8 protein-coding genes are annotated in these 15,721 nt (G+C 45.4%); 4 read left to right on the top strand and 4 right to left on the bottom strand.

Annotation, left to right across the window (positions count from 1 at the left end; all coding sequences use genetic code 11):
* Positions 1-294 precede the first annotated feature (294 nt).
* From tatC to QUA45_RS09000, 3 genes are all read right to left on the bottom strand, one after another.
* On the bottom strand, positions 295-1,140 hold the full coding sequence (tatC, locus tag QUA45_RS08990; RefSeq protein ID WP_333220341.1) for a twin-arginine translocase subunit TatC: 846 nt from the start codon (positions 1,138-1,140) through the stop codon (positions 295-297).
* A 199-nt stretch (positions 1,141-1,339) separates the two neighbouring features.
* Complete coding sequence (locus QUA45_RS08995) at positions 1,340-2,284, bottom strand: NAD(P)-dependent alcohol dehydrogenase (RefSeq protein ID WP_333220343.1); 945 nt, start codon at positions 2,282-2,284, stop codon at positions 1,340-1,342.
* 176 nt (positions 2,285-2,460) lie between these two features.
* A complete protein-coding gene (locus QUA45_RS09000) occupies positions 2,461-4,635 on the bottom strand; it encodes an EAL domain-containing protein (protein ID WP_333220345.1) in 2,175 nt (724 codons plus the stop codon).
* A 244-nt stretch (positions 4,636-4,879) separates the two neighbouring features.
* Between QUA45_RS09000 and QUA45_RS09005 the strand changes: the two genes are divergently transcribed.
* From QUA45_RS09005 to QUA45_RS09020, 4 genes are all read left to right on the top strand, one after another.
* On the top strand, positions 4,880-9,127 hold the full coding sequence (locus QUA45_RS09005) for a PAS domain S-box protein (protein ID WP_333220347.1): 4,248 nt from the start codon (positions 4,880-4,882) through the stop codon (positions 9,125-9,127).
* A gap of 259 nt (positions 9,128-9,386) precedes the next feature.
* A complete protein-coding gene (locus QUA45_RS09010) occupies positions 9,387-10,145 on the top strand; it encodes an SDR family oxidoreductase (protein ID WP_333220349.1) in 759 nt (252 codons plus the stop codon).
* Positions 10,146-10,281: 136 nt separating this feature from the next.
* Entirely contained in the window at positions 10,282-11,379 is a 1,098-nt protein-coding gene (locus tag QUA45_RS09015) for a DJ-1/PfpI/YhbO family deglycase/protease (RefSeq protein WP_333220351.1), read from the top strand.
* A gap of 592 nt (positions 11,380-11,971) precedes the next feature.
* Positions 11,972-12,676 carry a rhomboid family intramembrane serine protease gene (locus QUA45_RS09020; RefSeq protein WP_333099188.1) on the top strand — a complete coding sequence of 235 codons (705 nt, stop codon included), beginning with the start codon at positions 11,972-11,974 and terminating at the stop codon, positions 12,674-12,676.
* A 255-nt stretch (positions 12,677-12,931) separates the two neighbouring features.
* On the opposite strand, the gene QUA45_RS09025 is transcribed toward QUA45_RS09020, so the two are convergent.
* Positions 12,932-15,721: Ig-like domain-containing protein (locus tag QUA45_RS09025; RefSeq protein WP_333220353.1), on the bottom strand; the 2,790-nt coding region annotated here is incomplete at its 5' end.

Raw genomic sequence — 15,721 nt, forward strand, 5'->3', positions numbered from 1 at the left:
CACTAAACTTTACTAATGTGAATTTTATATTTTATATTAAATACTAATCAAGCCGACACTAAATCAGCAAAGATTATCAGATAAAACAATCAACTTACTCAAATAGCTGAGAAACTTAGCTTTACACAATTTTCATAAACTTACTTAAGTAAATAGGGAATTTGCCCTCAAAATAGCTGAAGCAATAATGTTTTTAAGATAAGTTGACAACAATCCCAATCTCGGATAAAAATAGCAGACAATCTTAAAATTCAGATGTTCGGTAACTTTACAATTGTCTGCTATTCTTAATTCTCATCGCCCTAAAAGCTTCACCAAACCAACCCCGCCAAAATACAAGCTCAGCACCGCACCTCCTAAAAGACTTTGCGTTAAAGGGTCAGTAGAAGGCGTTAAAACCGCTCCCAAAACTGCCGCTCCCAAGACTACATACCGCCAGCCGAAGAGCATTTGGTTTGAAGAAACTATGCCCAAAACGCCGAGCAATACTTGGACGATCGGGATTTGAAAAGCTAAGCCCGTGCTGAACATTAACAGCAGCACAAATTTAAAGTATTTGTCGATCGACCACAACTGCTCTACAACATCCGCTCCATAGGTAACAAAGAAGTTGAGCGCCGCCGGAATCAGAGCGATGTAAGCAAATACTAAACCGCCCAAAAATAGGAAACTCGAACCGAAAAACACCGGCCCCAGCAACCTGCGTTCTTTGCGAGTCAATCCGGGGAGAACAAACAGCGCTATCTGGTAAAAAATAAACGGACTGGCAAGGAGCAAACCGCTGTATCCGGCTACTTCGATAGAAACAAAGAAATACTCGCCAGGAGCTAGTTGCAGAAACTTGACGGGCCCGGCCGGTACTTCTAGCAGTTGCACGATGGGTTTAACTGTGAAAAAGCAACCGATTACAGCGATGACTACTGCAATTAGCGAGTAAAACAGTCGCTGACGCAATTCTTCTAAATGCTCGAACAAAGACATCTCAACTTCATCGGGAAGTTCGTCGAGAAATTCGTTTTCTAGGTTGCGGGAACCCATCGCACCGCCTGCGATTGGTGCAATGCTGTTTTCCTGGCTAATTGCTTCGAGGCTGTTGTCGGAACCTTGTTCGGATGTCTCCAAGTTTGAGGGAGCAGTCATAGGAAATGGGTAATTGGTAAGGGGTAATTGGGAAGAGGGAAGGGGTAATTGAAAATTCGTAATTGGTAATTGAGAAGAGTTATTTCATAATTGCTCCGACTTCCTTCTTCATTCTTCATTCTTCATTCTGACTTCAGCAGCAGAAGGAACGATCGATAATTAATCCGTGTAGCGGTGTCAAAATCCGTGTCGTGCCTTATTATTCAATCCCGATCGCAATTTTGCCGATCGCGCGACCCGTTTCGCTGTAAGCGTGAGCTGCTGCTACTTCTTGTAAGCTGTAAGTGCGATCGACAATCGGCTCAACTTTATCGGATTCTATTAACTCCCGCAAAGCCCCTAAATCGCTGGTGTTGGCATTGGCGACAATTAATTTAGCTTTTTTACCCGATATAAACCAGCTTGTTAACATCGGTGCGAGGTTGTCTAAACTCGGCAAAGTCGAGATATAAACTCCCTCTGGTTGCAGCACTTTTTCGCAGTCAGCAAATGTTCTTGTCCCGACAGCATCTAAAATTATATCATATTTATCTGTTTGTTGAGTAAAGTCAACTTCCGCGTAATCCAGAACAAAATCCGCTCCCAAACTCTTGACCAATTCTCTATTTTTTGCACTGCAAACTCCCGTTACTTCCGCGTTCATTGCTTTGGCAAATTGCACGGCAAAAGTGCCGACTCCGCCGGAAGCGCCGTTAATCAATACTTTGTTTCCTGCTTGGATTTGACCCAAATCCCTGAGCGATTGCAAAGCAGTTAAACCTGCGATCGGTACTGCTGCTGCTTCTGCATGAGTGATGTTTTTCGGTTTAATTGCTGCATCCGATTCTGGCGCGGCCGCGTATTCGGCGCAAGCACCCCCATTGATGGGATTTAAGAAAGTATAAACTTCATCTCCCGGTTGAAATTTGGTGACTTCCCGGCCGACTTCCACGACAACTCCAGAGATGTCAGAACCGACTATTCGAGGAAAGTTATATCCTGTTAATAGTTGCAGGTGTCCTTGCCGGATTTTCCAGTCTACGGGATTGACGCTGCTAGCGCGAACTCGCACTAACAATTCGTTGGATTTGGCGATCGTCTTGGACAATTCTCGGTACTGCAATTCCTCGACTGAACCGTAGCGATCGAACGCAACTGCTTTCATGGCAAATTTTCCGGTTTATTTCCAATAGAACACTCAATCCTTTACAATTACAGCACATTCGATCTAAATGTGACACAGTAAATTGAGCCAGCCTTGTAGCAGCGGGCGATCGACTCTTGGAGGCCTCCAGACAGGACGCAGGCGTGAGGCAATGGGTTCGCAGGCCAGTGCGATGGCTAGCGATTAAAATTAATAGGGACGGGGCGGGCGATCCCATAACCCTGAGCATAATCTACTCCAATCTCTCGCAATTTTTCTAAGATAGTCTCGTCTTCAACAAACTCAGCTATAGTTTCAAGATTCATCGCATGGGCAATACGATTAAACCCTTCAACCAGCGCTTGAGAAATCAAATTATGACTAATATTCTTGACAAAAGCGCCATCTATTTTTAGATAATCAACGGGTAAATTTATCAGATATGCAAAGGAACTCAACCCACTGCCAAAATCATCTAAAGCAAAGCAACAGCCAATCTTTTTGAGTTCGCTCATGAAATATCTGGCTTGTTCAAAATTGGCGATAGCTGCAGTTTCCGTGATTTCAAAACCAATGGTCTGTGGGGGGACTTGGTAGCGAGAAAATTGTTCGATTAAAAACCTCAGAAACTGATTGTTACTAATGCTAGCCCCAGAAAGATTGATCGTATACAACCCTTGACTGAGAGCATCTTTTTCCGGCAATTTGTGATAGTTAGAGAAAAATTTTTCGATGACCCAACAATCTATTTCTGTTATCAACCCGTAACGCTCGGCAGCGGGAATAAACTGAGCTGGAGATACTATTTTGCCATTTTCGTCCAGCATTCTAATCAAAATCTCATAATGCTCTACTAATGGTTTAGAGGTAATAGAGACAATCTTTTGGTAGTAGAGACAAAAACGATTGGTTTCCAGGGATCGGCTGATTTGGGAAATCAACTGCCTCTCACCACGTTGTTTAATTAGTTCGCTATCATCTAGACTATAAATATGAACACAGTTGCGGCCTCTGGCTTTGGCGGCATAACAAGCTGCATCAGCCGCTCCCAAAAGCTCCCTCAAATCTTGGCTTGTTTGGTCAATAGCAACAACTCCAATGCTGACTCCGATGATAAAGGTTTTGCCATTCCAAATAAACCGAAACTGATGTACTAGGTCTTTGAGGTTTTCCGCAATCTGAGTTGCTTGAGATAGCGAACATTGAGTGAGCAAAATACCAAATTCATCACCTCCCAAGCGAGCCAGCATATCATGAGCACGGACTCCCTGTTGAATAAGTGCGGTGATTTGGCGCAGTAGTTCATCGCCAGCAATATGACCTACGGTATCGTTAACGACTTTAAACTGATCTAAATCTAAATAACAGAGAGCGTGCTGGTGATTGCTATCTTTAACAGAGGCGAGCGCCTCAACTAGGTGCTGCTCAAATCTTCGACGGTTGATTAACCCAGTTAGGGCATCGTGACTGGCTTCCCAAGAGAGTTGACGGGTGAGATAGCGCGATTCAGTAACATCATGAAAGACGATGACTGCCCCGATAATTTGACCTTGGCGGTCTCGAATCGGTGCTGCCGAGTCAGCAATGGGATACTCTGTTCCATCATGGGCAATCAAAATAGTATTGTTAGCTAAGCCCACAATTTGCTCCTCTAATAGAGCCTTGTCTATAGGATTCTCTACTGGCTCTCGCGTTACTTGATCGACAATTAGGAAGACTGTAGAGAAAGGAACTCCTTTAACCTCATGAGTCTTCAAGCCTGTCAGTCGCTCAGCTATAGGATTGAAATATCTCACATTACCTTGGGCATCTGTAGTAATGACCCCATCGCCAATTGATTGCAGTGTCACTTGAGCCAATTCTTTTTCGGCAAATAGAGACTCTTCGAGACGTTGCCGTTCTTCAATTTCTTTCAACAGACGTATATTCTGCTTTTGGAGTCTTTGTTGCAGCCTTCCGATAGTTAGGTGGGTTTCGACACGAGCTAATACTTCTTCTACTTGAAATGGCTTAGCAATATAATCTACCCCCCCTGCAGCCAGCCCTTGCACCTTATTAAAAGTTTCATTGAGCGCACTCAAAAAAATAATTGGAATGTCGGCTGTGCGAGGGTCAGATTTTAATTGTTTACAAACTTCATAACCATCAATATCTGGCAATTTAATGTCGAGTAAAATTAGCTCTGTCGATGGCGATTGGGCGGCTCGAAGAGCCATTGCCCCTGTTATAGCACTGCGAACTTTATAACCCTCTTCCCTCAAAGTATCCCTGAGCAGACGCAAATTATCAGGCAGATCGTCAACAATTAAAATATTGCCTCGGTAGTTTGTAGCTCGATCGCTAACCCTATCGCTAGTTCTATCGACAATCATACTCATTTCCCTAGTTTCCTGCTAGAGGAATATAAACATATGCACAAATAGTATAGTTTAATTATTCGGTTAAAAAAGTCACTTTACCCACAAAGAAGTCCTGCGATCCCCGAGATATGGGGCTGGCAAGGGGGCGCAACCATACAAAATCTGAATAGTTCGGTTAGAGGCAGCCCCCCGTGGTTACTCTTCTTCGCTTCGCCTAACATCAGAAGAAGAGTGTTTCAACCCAAGCAGCCGATTTATGAACAAGCGCATTTCTCACATGGCAAGTCTACTCGTCTTTGCGAGCGGATGTCTAGTGCTGCTGGGTTGGCAATTTGACATCTCCCTACTCAAAAGTGGTTTTCCCGGTATGACTTCGACCATGAAAGCAAACACGGCAATTTGCTTTTTGCTGGCTGGAGTGTCTTTGAGATTGTTGCAGTACCGAAGAACCCGACTGCACGATCGCATCGCTCAAGGGATGGCAGGATTGATAATCATCATGGGTCTGCTGACCCTGAGCCAGTATATTTTTGGTTGGAAGCTGGGTATTGATGAGTGGCTTTTCCCAGATTTCGTGTCTTCAGCGACTGCTTATCCGGGAAGAATGGGAGTAAATACCGCCCTAAATTTTGTGCTGATGGGAGTAGGATTGTTACTGTTAGGGCAAAATTCCCAACGACACACTTGGTTGGCTCAGATTTTTAGTAGTGTTGCAGCTTTAATTTCTTTACTAGCTTTATTTGGACACCTATTCAATGTCGATATTCTTGAACGGTTGGTCACAATTACGACGGCTCAACCCGTAAACACGATCGTCACCTTTTTCATCCTCTATGGAGGAATTTTATGGCTCCGCCCCAAAGAAGGATTAATGCAAGTAGTAACCAGTCCCCTAGTTGGCGGAGTCATGGTTCGGTGGTTGCTGCCTTGGGCGACAATCTTTCCAGTCACACTGAACTGGTTGACTCTTCAGGGACAAAATTTAGGCTGGTATAACGTTAATTTTGCCTATACATTGCGTTCAACTGTTATGGTTGTCACGTTCTCAATTCTCATCTTGGGGACGGCTCGCTTTTTGAACCAGATAGATTATAAGCGCCAACAAGCCAAAAAAGAAATTAAAAAACTTAACGAAACTTTAGAGTTTCTTGTAGCTGAACGAACAGATGCTTTACAAAAATCGCAGGCTCGTTTTGCGGGAATTCTAGAAATCGCCAATGATGCAATTATTTCAGTCGATCGCACTCAACGCATTACCCTGTTTAATCAAGGGGCAGAAAAGATGTTTGGCTATAAAATTGAGGATATTTTAGGGGAACCACTGAATTTACTGCTGCCAGAACAGTTTAGAGATGCACATCAGCAGCATATCAAACAATTTGCACACTCTTCTACCAGAGCGCGAAGGATGGGAGAACGAGGCGAGATTTTGGGTCGTCGTCGAGATGGAACGCATTTTTCGGCTGAAGCCTCTATTTCTAGGCTGGAAATGGGAGACGAAACGGTATTTACTGTTATTCTGCGGGATATTAGCGATCGCAAGCAAGTAGAAGCATCGCTGGCTCACATGGCAGCGATTGTGGAATACTCTGGTGACGCAGTTATTAGCAAGTCATTAGACGGCATCATTTTAAGCTGGAACAATGCAGCAGAAAAAATCTTTGGCTACAAGGCTGAAGAAATCATAGGACAATCTATCCTCATTCTAATTCCATCCAATCTTAGCCACGAAGAACAAAAAATCCTAGAAACGATTCGACAAGGAGAAACGATTGAAAACTATGAAACCGTGCGTGTCCGCAAAGATGGACAGCTTATCCACATATCTTGTACCATATCGCCTCTGAAGGACGCAAAAGGCATAATTATTGGGTGTTCTGTAATTAAACGCGACATCACAGAGCGCAAACGAGCTGAAATAAATCGCAAACAAATAGAGATGGCTTTACGAAACAGTGAAGAGCAGTTTCGCCATGCGTTTGAAGATGCCTCTATCGGGATGGCGATCGTTTCACTTGATGGGCACTGGATTAAAGTCAATCCTGCCTTATGTCAGATTCTTGGCTACTCCTCAGAAGAGTTATTAGCGTTAACTTTCCAAGACATTACCCATCCTGACGATTTAGACGGGGATCTTAGTTATGCACATCAACTATTAGCAGGAACCATTTCCACCTACAAAATGGAAAAACGGTATTTCCATAAACAAGGACATATTATTTGGATTATTCTTAATGGATCGTTAGTACAAGATGAACAGGGTAACCCACTACATTTTATTTCTCAAATCCAAGAAATTACTGCTCGAAAAGCAGCTCAAGAAACACTAGAACTTCAAAGCGTTATCATGAATAACATGGCAGGAGGAGTGTGTTTAATTAAAGCCTCTGACCTCATTATCGTCTACACTAATCCTACCTTTGACGCTATGTTTCGCTACACAGAGGGCGAACTCGCAGGTCAACCCCTTGGTGTCTTGAATTATGTCAATACAAATTTTACACCAGACGTAACCGTTCTAGATATCGTCACTCAAATTGAACTGACCGGGGAAGCGAAATATGAAGTCCACAATAAAAAGAAAGATGGAAGTCTCTTTTGGTGCAGAGTTCATACATCCAGGTTTGAGCATCCTGAATACGGAACTGTATATGTTGCGGTTCAGGAGGACGCAACAGAGCTAAAACTGGCTGAGCAAGCCTTGCAAGCTACCACAAATCGCCTCAACTTTCTTCTCAACTACAGCCCCGCGGTCATTTTTAGCAGTAAACCTGCTGGCGATTATGGAGCAACGTTCATCAGCGAAAATATCAAAGATATATTGGGCTACGAAAGCAGAGAGTTTTTAGAAGATTCTAAATTTTGGGTGAATCACTTACACCCCGATGATGTAGAACCAGTGCTTAATGGCTTAGCAAATGTATTCGTTAATGATTTTTATTTCCACGAATACCGCTTTCGTCGCTCCGATGGGGTTTATCGCTGGATCCTGGGTCAGCTTAGGCTAATTCGAGATCCTTCAGGTACACCAGTAGAAATCTTGGGATATTTAATTGACATTAGCGATCGCAAACAAGCTGAGTTGGAATTTCAGCAGGCAAATGAAGCAAACCAAGCGAAGACTGTCTTCCTCGCCAATATGAGCCACGAACTCCGCACCCCCCTCAACTCAATTTTGGGATTCACACAATTGATGAGCTATGAGAGCAATCTGACCCCTTCTCTTCAAGAACGTTTACAGATTGTCAATCGTAGCGGTAGACATTTATTGGATTTGATTAACGATATTTTAGATTTATCCAAAATAGAGAGCGGACGGATGACACTCAATCTTTCCGACTTGGATTTGACAAATTTGCTGGCTTCTATTGAAGAAATTTTCCAAGTTAAAGTTCAATCTAAAGAATTGCAACTAATTTTCGATATAGCTCCCAACATTCCTAGATTCGTGCATAGCGACGAGAAAAAAATCTATCAAGTCTTGGTCAACCTGCTCGGTAATGCGATTAAGTTTACCAACCAAGGAAGCGTCACCCTACGAGTAAGAACAACACAAAGTGACAAAACATCCTGCCACCTATGTTTTGAAGTTGAGGATACAGGCGTGGGAATTGCGCCCACAGAAATTGATACCCTCTTTAAGGTATTTGTGCAAGCCCAAGCTGGGAATAATTTGAATCAAGGCAGTGGGCTGGGTTTAGCCATCAGTCAAAAACTCGTCAAACTCATGGGCGGTCAAATTCGGGTTAAAAGCACTTTGCACCGAGGTAGCACTTTTTCTTTTGAGATGCCTGTACAGTTACCTCAAGCAGAGTCCTTACCCCCAGAATTAATTAATCAAAGAGTAATTGGTTTAGCTGCCGGACAACGGACTTACCGCATTCTTATTGTTGAAGATTTAGAAGAAAATCGTCGCTTGTTAGTCGAGATCTTGACCTCGGTTGGTTTTGAGGTGAGAGAAGCAAAACAGGGAGTGGAGGCACTCTCACTGTGGGAAAGCTGGCGGCCGCACCTGATTCTGATGGATCTACGAATGCCGATCGTCGATGGCTACACTGCTATTAAATATATTAGACAATGCCCTAAGAGCCAAGAAACTGTCATTATCGCTTTAACTGCCAGTGTTTTTGAAGAAGAGCGAGAGAAAGTTCTTAGGGCTGGCTGTAACGATTTTATAAGCAAGCCATTTCAGCAGAGAGACATCTTTGACAAAATCGCTAAATATTTGGGAGTGCAATATATCTACGCAGTCGTAGAACAAACTCACAATAAACTATTGGTTGAAACGCTGTCTGTAGAAGATATATCTGTGATGTCCCCTCAGTGGTTAGAACAAATGTATCACGCAGCTTACTATCTCGATACCGAAGTTATGAACGAATTAATTGTACAAATCCCCGACTATCAAGCAGGTTTGTCTAACGCACTAACGGATTATATCAATAATTTCAATTCTGACAAAATTATGGAGTTGATTCGACCTTTGCTGCCGAATCCACTGTAGTTATAGAGTTTAAGGGCAAAGAAACTATAGTGCCTTCTGCAGTGGCTCTATTTCCAATAGAAACCCACATGGAAAAGGATTTGAAAGTTTTTGGAGATGTGTGTTGCAGATATCTATCAGCTTGAGCCAATAGCATACAGATTAGATGGAATGTGCTGTATCATATAGCAATTATATTTTTGGCGTGAAGGGGATTGATTTTTTTTTATTAACCGCAGAGGGCGCAAAATCCGCAGAGAAAGAGAAAAGAGAGACAGAAATGATTGATTTAACAGGAAAGGTAATATTAGTAACTGGTGGCTCGAAAGGGATTGGTGCAGTGACCGTGCGGACTCTGGTTAATGCTGGGGCTGAGGTAATTTTGCATTACTTTCGCAGTCAGAAAGAAGCTGAAGCGATCGCAGCAAGTGTTGGGCGCGATCGCTGTTATTTATTGGCCGCCGATTTGATGGTAGAAAATGCGGCCTCGATGTTGTGGCGAGATGCTTTAAAATGGCGGGGTCATATTGATATTTTAGTTAATAATGCGGGGATTATGCAGTCAGCAGGTATCGAGGACAAATTCGATATTTGGTCGTCAGCTTGGCAGCAAACTCTACAAGTAAATTTAGTGGCAGTTGCCGACTTGTGCCGGGAATCTATTCTGCATTTTCAAACTCGCAGGGTCGGTACAATTATTAATATAGCAAGTCGCGCTGCTTTTCGCGGCGATGACCCTAATTATCTGCACTACGCCGCTTCTAAAGGTGCTATTGTTGCTTTAACTCGCAGTATTGCTAGAGGGTTTGCGGCTGATAATATTTTGGCGTTTACAGTTGCACCGGGATTTGTCAGTACAGAAATGTCTAATCAGTTTATTAAGGAGTTCGGTGAAGCTGATATTATTCGCGATATCCCGATCGGCAAAATCGCTCCTCCTCAAGAGGTTGCCAATGTTATCGCGTTTTTAGCGTCGGGTTTAGCTGCACACGCTACCGGGACTACGATCGATATTAATGGAGCCTCTTACGTGCATTGAGACAGTTCTGTAAAATACCTCTCAAGGCTCACGCTGATATCTTTTAAAACCAACTAATTTATCACTTTAGCAAGACGCTAAAAGCCTCATAAATGACTTAATCTTATATGAAAAGACAATCTGAGGAAAGTTGATTATGACAACAGATAACGGCACCAACACCAAACGAGTTGCCATACTCATCGAAAATGGAGTGGAAGATTCGGAATTTCTAGTTCCTTACAACGCCTTAAAACAAGCAAACTTTGACGTAGTTGTCCTCGGTTCGCGGACAAACGAAAAGTATGCAGGGAAACAAGGAAAAGTTGCTCAGCAGGCTGACGGAACTACCACTGAAGCAGTACCCGCAGAATTCGATGCAGTGATAATTCCCGGCGGTATGGCTCCCGATATGATGCGGACTAATCCCAATACAGTACGTTTTGTACGAGAAGCATTTGAGCAAGGAAAAATCGTCGCTGCTGTTTGCCACGGTCCGCAAGTTTTAATTGAAGCCGACTTGCTCAAAGGCAAAAATGCGACTGGTTTCTTGGCAATAAAAACAGACATGATTAATGCCGGAGCTAACTACATTAACGAAGCTTTAGTAGTTGACGGCAACTTGATTACTTCCCGCCAACCGGGAGATTTAGCAATATTTACTACCGCAATTATGGCTCGCCTCGGTTACGGCGGAAAAGCAGTCGGTTTGCCAGAAGAAACTGACACAAATGCAGAATGGTGGAAATTAGCTAATGGTTGGGGAGGCTCGACACAAGGGGACATTGTTAAAGGTTTGAATACCGCCCTCGCAGGGGAACGCTATGCTTGCGAAGCGTTTGAACATTATGCGGAAAAAACCCAAGATACCGATTTGCGATCGCTCTTGAGAGAAATGATTAAAAACAAACAGAACCACATCCTCGCTCTCGAAAAACGCCTCAACGATTTCGGTGAAACACCCTCAATTCCTGCCCAAATTGCTGACAAATACGCTAAATTAAAAGCTTCGATGCAAGGAACCGATGAAACGTTCTTACTGCGGAGCACTCTAGGTGACTTGCAAACCGGTGTTGTCGATATCAACAACCTGCGGGTGAAGTTCACAGATCCCGTATCAACTGCAATTTTGACCGAGATAGAATCGGATTTGTCCAAGTGTGAGCAAGTCGTTGCTAAACTCTACCGCGCCCGTGCAGTTTCCCAGGAAATTAAGTCGCCTAAACCTTCCACTAGCCCTGCTGTAAAAATGTAATAAGCAAGGGGATAAATAAGTTTGGAGTTTTTTTGAGGGGGGAAAACCTGTACCAACCAATATCACAACTACAAACTCGATCGGCAACCCTACAATATACCCCTTTGCGGTAAAATAAAACCCAACACTAAAAAGCAGATATTCAACTAACTGCAAGGTGGAGGGTTTTATTTTTGTTTCAGCGGGACACGGGGGTTTGAAGGAAGCTTGTGGCACCCGTATTCATCCGTGCATCAATAAAAAATATAGTATCCGATAACCAGCCCCCGGATATAGCTGTTCTCCAGCGTGGGGTGAAGTCTGCCCAATGCCCAATAGTACCTCATGTTACTGATAAAGGCTATATATCCGTCAAGTCGCTTTCTTCAATTCTTCAATTCTTCAATTCTTCAATTCTTCAATTCTAAAATCTAAAATCGATTAACCAGTCCCCGGATACATCCGTCAAGTCACTTCCTTCAAATCTTTAATCTAAAATCTTTAATCTAAAATCTAAAATCGATTGACTTGTTCCCTCTTCCTTTAGACAGGAGACACCTGGGCAATAAATGCGCTACTGTGTTGCCAATATTTTGATGAGGAAAAAAAGGCTGTGGTTCCCTTACGCGATGAAAATCCCATTACTATCACTCCCTACGTCACCTACGGGCTGGTTGCCGCAAACATATTAGTATTTTTGTACGAACTCAGTTTGGGCGATCGAGAATTAACCCAATTCTTCTACTCTTGGGCCGTAATTCCTTGCCAGTTAAGCAATATGTGTGGTGTTGCTCTGCCAGTTTCGCCATTTCCCGAATGGACGACACTGATTAGCTCCCAATTCCTGCACGCAGGCTTTCTCCACATTGCCGGAAATATGTTATTTCTGTGGATTTTTGGCAACAACGTAGAAGATCGTTTAGGACACGTCAAATTTATAATATTTTACCTTACTTGCGGCGTTTTAGCATCACTAACTCAGTGGTTTTTTTCCTCAGCATCTGCCATTCCGTCCCTGGGTGCTAGCGGCGCGATCGCAGGCGTGATGGGAGCTTACATTCTCAGATATCCCCAAGCCAAAGTTCTGACACTGCTACCCTTGGGAATTTTTATTACCACCGTCAGAGTCCCCGCTTTCTTCTTTCTAGGATTTTGGTTTGCACAGCAAGCATTGAGCGGCCTGGCTTCCTTGAATGCCCCGGCAAGTGTCGGCATGGAATCCGGGGGAGTCGCCTACTGGGCCCACGCCGGTGGCTTTGTTTTCGGCGCTATTCTTGGGCCTTTGTTGGGACTTTTTTCTGAGGAAAATCAGATTTAATTTTTTACGGCAGATGAACGCAAATTAAAGCAGATAAACGCCGATTTTGTTGGCAGTTTATCTGCTTTAATTTGCAGTTTCAAACCTCGGATTTTTCTCAAAGTTCGGTGCTATTGTCTGGCACTTGTGGGGATTGTTTTATAAATATAATCAGGTTTACTTTTTCCCCCAGATAAACACAAATTAACGCAGATAAACTGCCACTAAAATCGGCGTTTATCTGCGTTAATCTGCGGTTTCAAACCTCTTATCTTCCTAGATAAACGTCAAGTCAAATTCCGAAAGAGCAGAAACCCCAGTTACACCATTTAACTTCGCCAAAATGCGAGAATCGCTGCCGGTGAGGTTATTGCCATTGCCGTCATAAATGATGTAAGTATTGCCGCCGGAATCGTAGGCAAACAAGAAAGCACTTCCTCCCAAAATATTTGCAGAAACAGTTGTCTGCACATTCAGCAGAACTTGACTGCCATTGCTGAGATTGGGGAATCCGGGGGCAAAATTAAACTGATCGGCGATCGGCACACCGAGACCGTTAAAATCAGTAATCACATCGTATCCGCCCGCTGCGATCGCAGCATCAATCGCAGCCGAAGAAGCCGCATCAAAGGCAGGCCCACCTTGTGCAGGGCTAGTATAGCGGAATTGATTGCTGCCGCCACCCCCCGTCATGGTATCTGCGCCGAGACCCCCTACGAGCACGTCGTTATCCAAATCGCCGTTAATCGTATCGTTGCCACCTTGACCGTCAATAGTATCGCTGCCCGCCAAACCGTTCAAATTGTCCGGCAAGGAACCCCCAACCAAATTGTTAGGCCCGCTATCAGCCGGCAAGATTTGGACGGTGATAGTACCTGTTCCCGGAATTGTCCCGAATCCGTCGCTGACGCTGTAGGTGAAAGCAGTTGTACCCGCTACGTTGCCGGGGATGAATTGCACTTGAGAGACAAGATTTACAGCTATCCCCAGTTGCGGCGTGCTGACATTAATAATGCTGAGCGTCCCTTTTTGCGGGCTGGAATCGTTCGCCAGTACGTCGATAAAAGTGGGCAGCAAATTATTCGTATTGGTAAATACGATGCCGTCATCAACAACTATTGGCGGCAGGAGAGTTGGAACAGTTACGGAGGTATCGAAAGAATTGATGTTAATTGCGACTGACGCTGCTGCCGTGCCGCCTTGGTCGTCAGCTACGCTGTAGCTGAAAGAACCCGCTTGCCCGATCACATTTGTTCCAGGTTGAAATTTCAGCCCGAGTAAATCCTGAACAGTTAACTTTTGGTTCACCGTGAGGGGGCTCGTACCCGTAATTACCTGACCAAAAGTAGGATTGGGAAGTCCGACTACGGCGATCGACAGTGGATCGCCCTCGGGGTCGCTGGGCGCCGAAATGCTCAGAGACAGAGGCAAATTCTGCAAACCAGTCACCGTCTTGCCAGCTTCCACGATCGGCGGCTGGTTAGGAGTCGGAGATGTAAAACTCGGCGGAGTCGGCCCGCCACCCAAAGGCGGAGGAGTTGGGGGCGCCGCAGTTGGAGTCGGGACGATCGAAGGGCTCGGACTCGGAGTTGTCCCGCCGGCAGTCGGAGTCGGACTCGGACTCGGACTCGGAACCTGTGTCGGTAATGTCCCCGTTGGGGGAGTTGGACTCGGTGCCGGAGTTGGATTCGGAGTTGTCCCCGGTGATGGTGCCGGAGTTGGATTCGGAGTTGTCCCCGGACTTGGACTCGGTGCCGGAGTTGGATTCGGAGTTGTCCCCGGACTTGGACTCGGTGCCGGAGTTGGATTCGGAGTTGTCCCCGGTGATGGTGCCGGAGTTGGATTCGGAGTTGTCCCCGGTGATGGTGCCGGAGTTGTCCCCGGTGATGGTGTCGGAGAAGCACTTGTCCCCGGTGATGGTGCCGGAGAAGCACTTGTCCCCTCAATGGTGAAGGGATTGTCGTTTACGCGCGGTATTTGAGCTGTAGTGAACCGAGATTCATCTAGCGAGTTCGATCGAACATCGATCAACACCGCCAAAAATTCCCCAGTTTGCCTGTCCCTAATAATCGTGTTGCTAGAATTCGAGCCTTGACCTTGGAAAATTTCTAACTCTGTAAAGTTCAAACCTCCAGCTAGACCGATCGAATCTCCCGGATTAAAATCTCTAATTACATCAGCATCGCCGATTTCGCGGCCCCCAGTAGTGAGAAACCCGTTGCCACCAGGCGACGTGCCCACCCTACCGAGAACAAAGATATCCGATCCCTCGCCTCCTGTCAGAGTATCCGATCCGCGATCGCCCGAAAGAATATCATCCCCAGCATCTCCAGAAAAAGAATCATTGCCGTCGCCCCCGAAGAGCAGGTCATCACCCTCGCCGCCATCACCAGTATCGTTACCAACACCGCCAGTGATGACATCCCCGCCCTCGGCGCCTAACAAAATATCATTGCCCCCAGCACCTATGAGGCAGTCGTTGCCCGTGTCGCCAAAAACACTGTCATTGCCCTTGTCGCCAAAAATCAGGTCGTCCTCGCCACCTCCGCGCAGACAGTCATTGCCTTTACCGCCGTACAGCGTGTCGTTGCCTTCAGAACCCAAGACAAGATCGTTGCCCTGGTCGCCAAAAGCTACGTCATCGCCTTGGTCGCCAGAAACCAAGTCATCGCCTTTGCCGCCCCGCGCCGTGTCATTGCCGCGCCCGCCCTCAACGATATCTTTACCAGCGCCGCCGTTGAGAGAATCGTTACCGTCATCGCCCCTGAGTAGATCGTCTCCGTCCCGACTCAGAAGCGTGTCGTCGCCGGCACCCCCGGAAATCGTGTCATTGAACAAGCTGCCGATTAAATAGTTACTGCCGTCATTTGCGACAACTAAGCCATCGACAAAAAGTGGCTCTGGGGGAGGCGTGGGAACTGTCACAGGTGGCCGCGGCACCGGGGTGATCGAAATGTCCGGGCCCGTCCCCGTCATCGTTGTCGAAGTCCCCGTCATCGTTGTCGAAGTCCCGGTTCCCGTCATCGTTGTCGAAGTCCCGGTTCCCGTCATCGTTGTCGAAGTCCC

The organism is Microcoleus sp. Pol12A5, from assembly GCF_036701435.1.
GTDB lineage: Bacteria > Cyanobacteriota > Cyanobacteriia > Cyanobacteriales > Microcoleaceae > Microcoleus.

Coding starts and splice junctions, on each gene's coding strand:
- tatC (WP_333220341.1), bottom strand. CDS start 1,140: ATGACTGCTCCCTCAAACTTGGAGACATCCGAACAAGGTTCCGACAAC.
- QUA45_RS08995 (WP_333220343.1), bottom strand. CDS start 2,284: ATGAAAGCAGTTGCGTTCGATCGCTACGGTTCAGTCGAGGAATTGCAG.
- QUA45_RS09000 (WP_333220345.1), bottom strand. CDS start 4,635: ATGATTGTCGATAGAACTAGCGATAGGGTTAGCGATCGAGCTACAAAC.
- QUA45_RS09005 (WP_333220347.1), top strand. CDS start 4,880: ATGAACAAGCGCATTTCTCACATGGCAAGTCTACTCGTCTTTGCGAGC.
- QUA45_RS09010 (WP_333220349.1), top strand. CDS start 9,387: ATGATTGATTTAACAGGAAAGGTAATATTAGTAACTGGTGGCTCGAAA.
- QUA45_RS09015 (WP_333220351.1), top strand. CDS start 10,282: ATGACAACAGATAACGGCACCAACACCAAACGAGTTGCCATACTCATC.